The 9025-nt window shown below is 68.1% G+C and carries 12 protein-coding genes; 11 read left to right on the top strand and 1 reads right to left on the bottom strand.

From position 1 onward, the window contains the following. Position 1: 1 nt before the first annotated feature. From ASD79_RS07065 to ASD79_RS07015, 11 genes are all read left to right on the top strand, one after another. Entirely contained in the window at positions 2 to 487 is a 486-nt protein-coding gene (locus ASD79_RS07065) for a PaaI family thioesterase (RefSeq protein WP_056720337.1), read from the top strand. Between the two features lie 3 nt (positions 488 to 490). Then, positions 491 to 1414: an alpha/beta fold hydrolase gene (locus ASD79_RS07060; RefSeq protein ID WP_056720336.1), complete on the top strand. Its 924-nt coding sequence runs from the start codon at positions 491 to 493 to the stop codon at positions 1412 to 1414. Between the two features lie 356 nt (positions 1415 to 1770). Then, positions 1771 to 2805, top strand: a complete 1035-nt coding sequence (locus tag ASD79_RS07055) for a glycosyltransferase family 9 protein (protein ID WP_056720335.1) — start codon at positions 1771 to 1773, stop codon at positions 2803 to 2805. 59 nt (positions 2806 to 2864) lie between these two features. Beyond that, a complete protein-coding gene (locus ASD79_RS07050; protein WP_056720334.1) occupies positions 2865 to 3095 on the top strand; it encodes an aa3-type cytochrome c oxidase subunit IV in 231 nt (76 codons plus the stop codon). A gap of 120 nt (positions 3096 to 3215) precedes the next feature. After that, positions 3216 to 4355: a Re/Si-specific NAD(P)(+) transhydrogenase subunit alpha gene (locus ASD79_RS07045; protein WP_162252340.1), complete on the top strand. Its 1140-nt coding sequence runs from the start codon at positions 3216 to 3218 to the stop codon at positions 4353 to 4355. 4 nt (positions 4356 to 4359) lie between these two features. After that, positions 4360 to 4773, top strand: a complete 414-nt coding sequence (locus ASD79_RS07040) for a hypothetical protein (RefSeq protein ID WP_056720333.1) — start codon at positions 4360 to 4362, stop codon at positions 4771 to 4773. A gap of 2 nt (positions 4774 to 4775) precedes the next feature. After that, positions 4776 to 5111 (top strand): NAD(P) transhydrogenase subunit alpha, encoded by a 336-nt coding sequence (locus ASD79_RS07035; RefSeq protein ID WP_007676323.1) that lies wholly within the window; start codon positions 4776 to 4778, stop codon positions 5109 to 5111. Continuing rightward, positions 5108 to 5884, top strand: coding sequence for a hypothetical protein (locus ASD79_RS07030; RefSeq protein WP_056720332.1), 777 nt, complete (start codon positions 5108 to 5110; stop codon positions 5882 to 5884). Before ASD79_RS07035 ends, ASD79_RS07030 begins: the two co-directional genes overlap by 4 nt. A 37-nt stretch (positions 5885 to 5921) precedes the next feature. Beyond that, positions 5922 to 6797, top strand: coding sequence for a hypothetical protein (locus ASD79_RS07025; RefSeq protein WP_056720331.1), 876 nt, complete (start codon positions 5922 to 5924; stop codon positions 6795 to 6797). Next, a complete protein-coding gene (locus ASD79_RS07020; RefSeq protein ID WP_056720330.1) occupies positions 6794 to 7111 on the top strand; it encodes a hypothetical protein in 318 nt (105 codons plus the stop codon). The genes ASD79_RS07025 and ASD79_RS07020 overlap by 4 nt, the downstream gene beginning before the upstream one ends. Further along, positions 7108 to 8526 (top strand): NAD(P)(+) transhydrogenase (Re/Si-specific) subunit beta, encoded by a 1419-nt coding sequence (locus tag ASD79_RS07015; protein ID WP_056720329.1) that lies wholly within the window; start codon positions 7108 to 7110, stop codon positions 8524 to 8526. Before ASD79_RS07020 ends, ASD79_RS07015 begins: the two co-directional genes overlap by 4 nt. Here ASD79_RS07015 and ASD79_RS07010 read toward each other — a convergent pair whose 3' ends face one another. After that, positions 8527 to 9024, bottom strand: a complete 498-nt coding sequence (locus ASD79_RS07010) for a hypothetical protein (protein WP_156400406.1) — start codon at positions 9022 to 9024, stop codon at positions 8527 to 8529. Position 9025 lies beyond the last annotated feature (1 nt).

Below are 9025 nucleotides of genomic sequence, written 5' to 3'. Positions count from 1 at the left end.
CATGTCCGACGATCTCACCGACGCCCAGGCCGCCGCCATTCCCGACGGCTATTCGCAACTCAACTGGTCCCGCGGCTTCGGCCGCCAGATCGGGCCGCTGTACGAGCAGCGCCAGGGGCCGGGCGAGGCGGTCCTGGGGTTCCGGGTCGAGGAGCACCACACCAACGGCCTGGGCAATTGCCACGGCGGCATGCTGATGAGCTTCGCCGACATGGCCTGGGGGCGGATCATCTCGCTGGCCAAGTCCTACAGCTGGGTGACGGTGCGGCTGAACTGCGACTTCCTGTCGGGCGCCCAACTGGGCGACTTCGTCGAGGGGCGGGGCGAGCTGATCTCCGAGCAGGACCTGGTGTTCACCGTGCGCGGTCGCATCTGGGTGGGCGAGCGCACGCTGATGACCGGCACCGGCGTGTTCAAGGGCCTGTCGCCCCGCGCTCCGCGCCCGGGCGAGATCGCCTTCAAGGGCCCAGAAAGCCAGGGGGGCTGAGCCATGGCCGACGACCGTCCCACTCCCGTCTCCCTGCTGGCCCCGTTCCATGGCGAGAAGCCGCCGGCCCCCGCCTGGTTCGACGCCGCCCTGGCCGCGGCCCCCGAACGCTCGCGCATCCCGGTCGACGGCGCGGAGATCGAGCTGCTGACCTGGGGCGAGGTCGGCAAGCCCGGCCTGCTGTTCCTGCACGGTAACGGGGCCCACGCCGACTGGTGGAGCTTCATCGCGCCGTTCTTCGCGGAAGACTGGCGGGTAGCGGCGATCTCGTGGGCCGGCATGGGCGGCTCGGACTGGCGACCGGCCTATTCGGCCCAATCGTTCGCGGCCGAGATCTTCGCCGCCGTCGAGGCCGCCCAGCTGGAAGCCGGCGGCGTCAAGCCGATCCTGGTCGGCCACTCGTTCGGCGGCTTTCCCACTCTCTATTGCGGCGTGGAGCACGCCGACCGGCTGCGCGGCATCGTCATGGTCGACAGCAGCATCCAGCCGCCGGAAAAGCGCTGGCGCGGTCCGCCGCCGCGCCCCGACGCCGCCAACCGCGTCTACGCTTCGCTTGAAGAGGCGCTGGCTCGCTTCAGGCTGGCCCCGCCGCAGGGCTGCGAGAACCTCTACATCGCCGACCACATCGCCCGGGGCTCGCTGAAGGAAGTCGAGGGCGGCTGGACCTGGAAGTTCGACCCGGCCATCTGGCAGCGGTTCTCGATGCCGGACCTCGGCGACCTGCTGGGCCGCATCGCCAGCCCGGTGGCGCTGATGTGGGGCGAGCGCTCGGCCCTGATGCACGCCGAGACGCTGGACTACATGTTCGACCAGATGCCCGACACGACGCTGCGCGTGGCCATACCCGACGCCGATCACCACGTGATGGTGGACCAGCCCCTGGCCTTCGTGGCTGGGCTGCGGGGGGTGTTGGCGGGGTGGGGGTAGGGATTTTCCCTCTCTCTTTGAGAGAGGGAGGGGCCCGCCGCGGAGCGGTGGGAGGGTGAGAGGTTACAGTCTTTCAGAACTAGGTTCCGACGAAGACAGCGTGTGTGTGGGCGGCTGCTTTGATGGTGGAAGTTCGGCTCCCCTTTTTGGTGCTCGACGTTCCGGATTTGCCGGCAGGCGGTGAAACCTCTCACCCTCCCACCGCCTGCGGCGGCGGGCCCCTCCCTCTCTCAAAGAGAGAGGGATTTCCAACGGCCCGTCGGCTGAACCAGGGGTTCCGGGCACAAGGCCCGGAATGACGGCTGAAAGGAGGGAGCGGGATGACAACCCCCCGACCGCCCGCTAATCCCGTCCCCATGGTCACCGCCTCGCCCCCCGGCCCCGTCCTCGTCTACGCCCCCGATCGCGGGATCGGCGACCTGATGTGGCACCTGCCGACCTTCCGGGCCATCGCCGCCCAGGCGCCGGAGGGCCAGGTGGTGCTGGCCGCCCGGCCGTCCAGCCGCGCCGCCGAGGTGCTGGCCGTCGAGCCGTCGATCAGCCGCGTGGTCTATGCCCGCCACTTCTCCGGGACGCTGAAGGGGGCGACGGAGGTCATCGATTTTTGGCGGATCTGCCGCGAGGTGAAACCGCGCGCGGTGTGGATTCTGGAGAAGATCGGCCGTCCCGCCCAGGCAGCCTGGCTGGCCGGCGTGCCCGAGCGGCGGGGTTTCGGCCTGGGTCACAAGAGCCAGGAGCAGTGGCTGCGCGGGCCGTTCCTGCCCAAGGCCATGCGCCCGGCCCACCGGCTGGAGAAGCTGGCGGCGTTCGAGGCGCTGCACGGCCTGGAGGTGACCAGCCGCGAGCCCGACCTGAAGCTCGACCCCAAGGCCGTCGCCGCAGTGAAGGCCCGGTACGGCGACCGCCCCGGGCCGTGGCTGGTGCTGGGCGTCGGGGCCAGCGAGCCGGCCCGCACCTGGCCCGCCGAGCGCTTCGCCGCCGTCTCGCAAGGCCTGGCCGACCTGTTTCCCACGGTGTTCTGGCTGGGCGGCCCCAACGACGCGCCGCGGGTCAAGGCGACGGTCGCCGCCCAGCCCGCGCCCACCCCTGGCGTTTTGGCCCGCGACGTCCTGGCCTGCGACCTGCCGCTGGACCAGGCGGCGGCGCTGATCGCCCTGTCGGCCGGCTTCCTGGGCAACGACTCGGGGCCCTTGAACCTCGCCGCCTCGGTGGGCCGGCCGGCCATCGGCCTGATGGGCACCAGCCCGGTCCCGGCCTATTCGCGCTGGCTGAGCCGGCTGGACGGCGGGGAGGGGCGAATCGCCGATATTTCGGTCGAACAGGCGCTGGACGCTGTTCGAACGCGGTTCATCGAGGAGGCCTGGGCCAACCGCGACATCCCGGCCGCTTGAGCCGAAGCCTCGCACGTTGTAAGCGGCGTGGCGTTTTTTTGTTTACCCAGGACAGACACATGGCCGGCGATTACCAACGCGGTGAAATGGACATCCACGAGCAAGCCGCGACCTTCGAGGGTTTCGGCAAGTTCACCAAGTGGGGCTCGCTGGCCATCGCCAGCCTGCTGCTGACCATCACGCTGTGGTTCTGCACCCCCGCCGGTTTCATCGGCGGCCTGGTTCCGGGAATCGTGCTGGCCGCGCTGGGCGTGCTGTTCCTGAAAGAAAAGCCCGCCTCCGCCCACTGACACCGGTGGACATCGGTATTTTTTTGCAGCTGACGCGGGCGTAAGGCTCGACATCGGGCAAGAACATCCCCTAGAGAGACGCGCAAGCTTGTCTGAGTAAGCAGCGCTCTTGGGAGGGGTATGCCGATGGCCGTTATCGCCGTCACGAAAGAGACCCGCGGTGGTGAAACCCGGGTCGCGGCCACGCCCGAGACCGTGAAGAAGCTGGCCGCGGCCGGCTTCTCGGTCGTGGTCGAGGCCGGAGCGGGGACGGCTGCTTCGTATGCCGACGCCGACTACGCGGCGGCCGGGGCCAAGCTGGCCAAGACGGCGAAGGAAGCCCTGAAGGACGCCGACGTCCTGTTCAAGGTCCGCGCCCCCGAGGCCGCCGAGATCGCCGCCTTGAAAAAGGGCGCGATCGTCGCGGCGGCGCTCAATCCGCACCAGGACAAGGACACGCTGAACGCCCTGGCCAAGGCCGGCGCCAGCGGCCTGGCCATGGAATTCATCCCGCGCATCACCCGGGCCCAGGTGATGGACATGCTGTCGTCCCAGGCCAACCTCGCCGGCTACCGCGCCGTGATCGAGGCGGCCGAGGCCTATGGCAAGGCCCTGCCGATGATGATGACCGCCGCCGGCACGATCGCCGCGGCCAAGGTGTTCGTCATGGGGGTCGGCGTCGCCGGCCTGCAGGCCATCGCCACGGCCCGCCGCCTGGGCGCGGTGGTCACCGCCACCGACGTGCGTCCCGCCACCAAGGAACAGGTCGAGAGCCTGGGCGCCAAGTTCCTCGCCGTCGAGGACGAGGAGTTCAAGAACGCCCAGACCGCCGGCGGCTACGCCAAGGAAATGTCCAAGGAATACCAGGCCAAGCAGGCCGAACTGGTCTCCGCGCACATCGCCAAGCAGGACATCGTCATCACCACGGCCCTGATCCCCGGCCGCCCGGCCCCCAAGCTGGTCTCGGCCGAGCAGGTGGCCTCGATGAAGCCGGGCTCGATCCTGGTCGACCTGGCCATCGAGCAGGGCGGCAACGTGGTCGGCGCCAAGCTGGGCGAGACCGCGGTCACCGCCAATGGCGTCAAGATCCTGGGCATCCCCAACCTGCCCGGGCGCATCGCCACCGACGCCTCGGCCCTCTACGCCCGCAACCTGCTGGCCCTGTCGACCCTGTTCCTGAACAAGGAAGGCGCCTTCGCCCCCGACTTCGAGGACGAGATCCTCAAGGCGGCCCTGGTCACCCAGGGCGGGGCCGTGGTGCATCCGAGCTTGGCCGGATAATTCAATGGCCGGGACCCGCAGCCAAAAGCCCTTTCGGGCCTATTACGAGGCGCGATCATCGCTCGCCTCGCGGCTGATGCTTGGCCTGGGCGCGTCTGTCGTGGTCGTTGGCGCCGGCGTGCTCATGGTCCTGCAACTGCGAGACGGGGCGTCGCCCTGGATGGTGGTTCCAGCGACTCTTGGCATGGGTGTCTTCGCTTGGGCCGCCTTCATCGCCGGCGGAGACGAGCGGTTGGCGGGGATCGGGCGGCTGCTCGCGAACCTGCCTTTCCTCGCGGGCCTGTTCTGGACGTTCCACATCTTGCCGCCGAACGCGCCCGGCTTCGCCAAAATCTTTCTCATCGCGGTGGCGATTTGGGTCGTGGTTCTGACCCTGCGTCGCCTGCTGCAGCTTTTCCCTTCCGATCGGAGCCGTTGATCATGGAAGCCGTCGACCCCACCGTGTTCCGCCTGGCGATCTTCGTGCTCGCCATCTTCGTCGGCTACTACGTCGTCTGGAGCGTGACGCCCGCCCTGCACACCCCGCTGATGGCCGTGACCAACGCCATCTCGTCGGTGATCATCGTCGGCGCCCTGTTGGCCGCCGCCGCCCACGGGGCCCACGCCGACCTGGCCGGCGGCACGGTCGCCGCCTCGACCTGGATCTCCAAGGGGGCCGGCGCGATCGCCGCCGCCTTCGCCGCCGTCAACATCTTCGGCGGCTTCCTGGTCACCAACCGGATGCTGGCCATGTACAAGAAGAAAGAGAAGAAGTGAGGCCAGCGGCCGCGATCCTGGCTTGGGCGCTCGCGCTGCTGACGCCGGCGATTTCGTCGGCGCAGCCCGCGCAGATGTACCCGCGCGCCGAACAGGGCGCGGTGATGCTGATCGTCGGTGCGCTGACGAGCCTGGACGCTCCGATCACGGTCAATCCCGGCGAGGTGGCCTGGACCCAGTCCGCTCGCCCGGCCGCCGGGGCGCGGCTGGTCGATCCTCTGCCCAAGCGAATCCGGCCGTCCGGGAAGGCCCTGCCGGCCGGCGAGCTGCTGTTCGGCTATCGGCTGGCTGGCGGCATGGTCTATTGTCCGCCCCTTCCCTACAAGGGTCTGCGCACCGCTCAATGCGTGCGCGACATCGACGGCGATGGCGCGTTCGACGCTTGCTACATCGGCGACACACGCGGCATCCGCTCGCACTTCCTGGTGGCGCTGGTCGCGGACCTGTCCGGCTGCGGCGGTCGCTATCGCTACGCGCCGGCGGAGTGGAGCGCGGGCGAGGCCGTGCCTGTCGCCGTGCTGTTCAAGGGCTATCGAGACGGTGCGCCGGTCTTTCTTTTCAAGATCGAGGATCAGGTTCTCGAGGCCGAACATCCGTGTAGGCCCAAGAACGACGGCGTTTGCGTGATCATGGGCCTTCGCCTGCGCGCCGAACCGGTCGGCGAGGCGGTGCGCATCACCAAACTCTCGGCCGAGGACGTGAAGTTCGAGACCTATCTGGGCGGCGAGGTGGGCATGCGGCGCCTGATCATCCCCAAGGGGGCGTCTCGATGACGGCGTTCCATCACATCCTGGGGGCCGGAGCATAGCGATGTTCGGGGCAGGGAAACGTGTTCTCCAGCAGAGCAAGGTCGCCAACCGCATCGCGCTGGAGCGATGGTGGGACGAGCTGCGCGGATCGCCGCGGGCCCGCGAGCCCGGGCGGCTGATCGCCCATGGCCGCAAGACCTACAGCCAGAACGACGAGGACGGCATCGTTCTGGAGATCTTCAACCGCATCGGCGAGGGCGACCGGCGGTTCATCGAGTTCGGTGTCCAGGCCGGGGTGGAGTGCAACACCGCCCTGCTGCTGATGGCCGGCTGGAGCGGCCTGTGGCTGGACGGCTCGGACAAGTACGTCGCCGCCGCCAAGGGTCACCAGGCCGTGGCCGTGGGGCAGGGCCGGCTGACCGCCCGGAAGGCCTTCGTCACCGCCGAAAACATCGACGGCCTGCTGGGCCCGTGGGCCGGCGGGACCGCCGCCAAGCCGGCCAGCGTCGACCTGCTGTCGATCGACATCGACGGCAACGACTACTGGATCTGGGACGCCATCACCGCCGTGCGGCCGCGCGTCGTGATCATCGAATACAACGCCGCCTATCCGCCGCCCGTCGCCTTTGTCGCCGAGTACAAGGCCGACCGGGTCTGGGATGGCGGCAACTATCACAGCGCCAGCCTGGCCAGCCTGCAGGCCCTGGGCCGGGCCAAGGGCTACGCCCTGGTCGGCTGCAACCTCTCCGGCGCCAACGCCTTCTTCGTGCGCGAGGACGAGTTGGCCGGTTCCGACGGCCAGTCCCGCTTCGCCGCGCCCTATACGGCGGCCAACCACTACGAACCGCCGCGCTACGACCTCTCCGGCCTGCCTTCAGGCCATCCGCCACGGTTCGGCGTCAACGCCGCGCCCGCGATGAAGGGAGGCCCGCGATGACTGGGTCGGACCTTTTCCAGGTGTTCGCTCTCGGCTGGCCATTCCTCGCCGTGGCCCTGCTGATGGCACTCAGCGTGTCGGACCGTTTTCCGTCGCGACGCACCAGAGACTGGATCGTGCTTCGGATCTTCCGTCCGCTCGAACCGGTCCTTTGGCTGGGCCTTGGCGCGTTCGAAGCTTTCAAGCTGATCCACAAACCCGACGACTTCTTCGACTGGATCGTCCTCGCCTGTGCGGCGGTGATGTTCTGGGCCTACCTGCGCGGCCGCAAGGCCAACTCAAAGACTCTCCCGGAAATGGGGACTTCCGAATGAACGCCAATCTCGCCGCCATCCTCTACATCGTCTCCGGGGTGCTGTTCATCCTGGCGCTGCGCGGGCTGTCCAGCCCGGTGACCAGCCAGGCGGGCAACCGCAACGGCATGATCGGCATGGGCATCGCCGTGCTGACCACCCTGGCCACCCTGTGGAAACAGGGCGCGCTGGACCCGGTGACCATCGGGCTGATCCTTGGCGGGGTCGCGGTCGGCGGCACGGTGGGGGCGGTGATCGCCCGCAAGGTGGCGATGACCTCGATGCCGCAGCTGGTGGCGGCCTTCCACAGCCTGGTCGGCATGGCCGCCTGCCTGGTGGCGGTGGCGGCGATCTACACCCCGGCCGCCTACGGCATCCTCGGGGCCGACGGCCACGTGCACCTCAACAGTCTGATCGAGCTGTCGCTGGGCCTGGCGATCGGCGCCGTGACCTTCACCGGCTCGGTCATCGCCTTCGCCAAGCTGAACGGCAACATGGGCGGCGCGCCGATCCTGCTGCCGGCCCGCCATCTGCTGAACATCGTCATCGCCCTGGCCATCGTCGCCCTGGTGGTGGTGCTGGTGGCCAGCGGCGGCGCGGCGATCTGGGCGTTCTGGGGGATCTTCGCCCTGGCCCTGATCATCGGCGTCACCCTGATCATCCCGATCGGCGGGGCCGACATGCCGGTCGTGGTGTCGATGCTCAACAGCTATTCGGGCTGGGCGGCGGCGGCCCTGGGCTTCACGCTGGAGAACACCACCCTGATCATCACCGGGGCCCTGGTGGGCTCGTCCGGCGCGATCCTGTCCTACATCATGTGCAAGGCGATGAACCGCTCGTTCGTCTCGGTGATCCTCGGCGGCTTCGGGGCCGCCGACGCCGTGGCCGGCCCGGGCGGCAAGACCGAGACCCGTCCGGTCAAGCAGGGCAGCGCCGAAGACGCGGCCTTCATCATGAAGAACGCCAGCAAGGTGATCATCGTCCCCGGCTACGGCATGGCGGTGAGCCAGGCCCAGCACGCCCTGCGCGAAATGGCCGACCAGCTGAAGGAGGAGGGCGTCGAGGTGAAGTACGCCATCCACCCCGTCGCCGGCCGCATGCCCGGCCACATGAACGTGCTGCTGGCCGAAGCCAACGTCCCCTATGACGAGGTGTTCGAGCTGGAGGACATCAACAGCGAGTTCTCGACCGCCGACGTGGCCTTCGTGATCGGCGCCAACGACGTCACCAACCCGGCCGCCAAGACCGACCCGACCAGCGCCATCTACGGCATGCCGATCCTCGACGTCGAAAAGGCCCGCACGGTCCTCTTCATCAAGCGCGGCATGGCCTCGGGCTATGCCGGGGTCGAGAACGAGCTGTTCTTCCGCGACAACACCATGATGCTGTTCGGCGACGCCAAGAAGATGGTCGAGGGGATCGTCAAGGGGCTGTAGTCAGCTCGCGAGATCGACGCTCCAGACCTCAACGCCGTGCCGCTCCAGTCGGGGCAGTCGGTGTGTTCCTGGATAAAGGGGGGAAGCGAAAAATACGTATCGATGTATTTCGGCTCGGCTTTTCAGCTTCTCCCTATCGTTGAACAGTTTTCGGTTATTCGTAGGGTCTACGGCCGCAAACGTCTCAGCGCCGACCAGACCCTCGACTTCGCTCATGATGTCGAGCTCCAGCGCCATATGGGCGCCCGGAGCGACCTTGAAGCCTTCTGCTTCGGGGGGAAGTTGTAGCAATTGCCGGGTCGCCAGTAGCGCAACGACAAACGTCCATGTTTGATTGATCTGTTCGATGATGTTGAGAGAGCGGTCTTCCACGGGGTGAAAGCCAATTTGCTCAAACTTCATGTGTCGCAGTAAATCCAGCGGGTCACCTGAGTGATTGGCCACCCATTGCTGCGCGCGGGCCGCAGAGGCCCTAACTAGCTCAAGGTAGCGATCCACG

The sequence above is a fragment of the Caulobacter sp. Root655 genome (assembly GCF_001427665.1).
GTDB lineage: Bacteria > Pseudomonadota > Alphaproteobacteria > Caulobacterales > Caulobacteraceae > Caulobacter.
The sequence above is the reverse complement of the archived record's forward strand: the minus strand, read 5'-3'. Positions and strand labels throughout refer to the sequence as shown.

Bases quoted from the DNA above. Each gene is read 5' to 3' on its own strand.
- ASD79_RS07015 (WP_056720329.1), top strand. From the start codon at position 7,108: ATGAACGCCAATCTCGCCGCCATCCTCTACATCGTCTCCGGGGTGCTG.
- ASD79_RS07050 (WP_056720334.1), top strand. From the start codon at position 2,865: ATGGCCGGCGATTACCAACGCGGTGAAATGGACATCCACGAGCAAGCC.
- ASD79_RS07065 (WP_056720337.1), top strand. From the start codon at position 2: ATGTCCGACGATCTCACCGACGCCCAGGCCGCCGCCATTCCCGACGGC.
- ASD79_RS07035 (WP_007676323.1), top strand. From the start codon at position 4,776: ATGGAAGCCGTCGACCCCACCGTGTTCCGCCTGGCGATCTTCGTGCTC.
- ASD79_RS07060 (WP_056720336.1), top strand. From the start codon at position 491: ATGGCCGACGACCGTCCCACTCCCGTCTCCCTGCTGGCCCCGTTCCAT.
- ASD79_RS07045 (WP_162252340.1), top strand. From the start codon at position 3,216: ATGCCGATGGCCGTTATCGCCGTCACGAAAGAGACCCGCGGTGGTGAA.
- ASD79_RS07025 (WP_056720331.1), top strand. From the start codon at position 5,922: ATGTTCGGGGCAGGGAAACGTGTTCTCCAGCAGAGCAAGGTCGCCAAC.
- ASD79_RS07020 (WP_056720330.1), top strand. From the start codon at position 6,794: ATGACTGGGTCGGACCTTTTCCAGGTGTTCGCTCTCGGCTGGCCATTC.
- ASD79_RS07055 (WP_056720335.1), top strand. From the start codon at position 1,771: ATGGTCACCGCCTCGCCCCCCGGCCCCGTCCTCGTCTACGCCCCCGAT.
- ASD79_RS07040 (WP_056720333.1), top strand. From the start codon at position 4,360: ATGGCCGGGACCCGCAGCCAAAAGCCCTTTCGGGCCTATTACGAGGCG.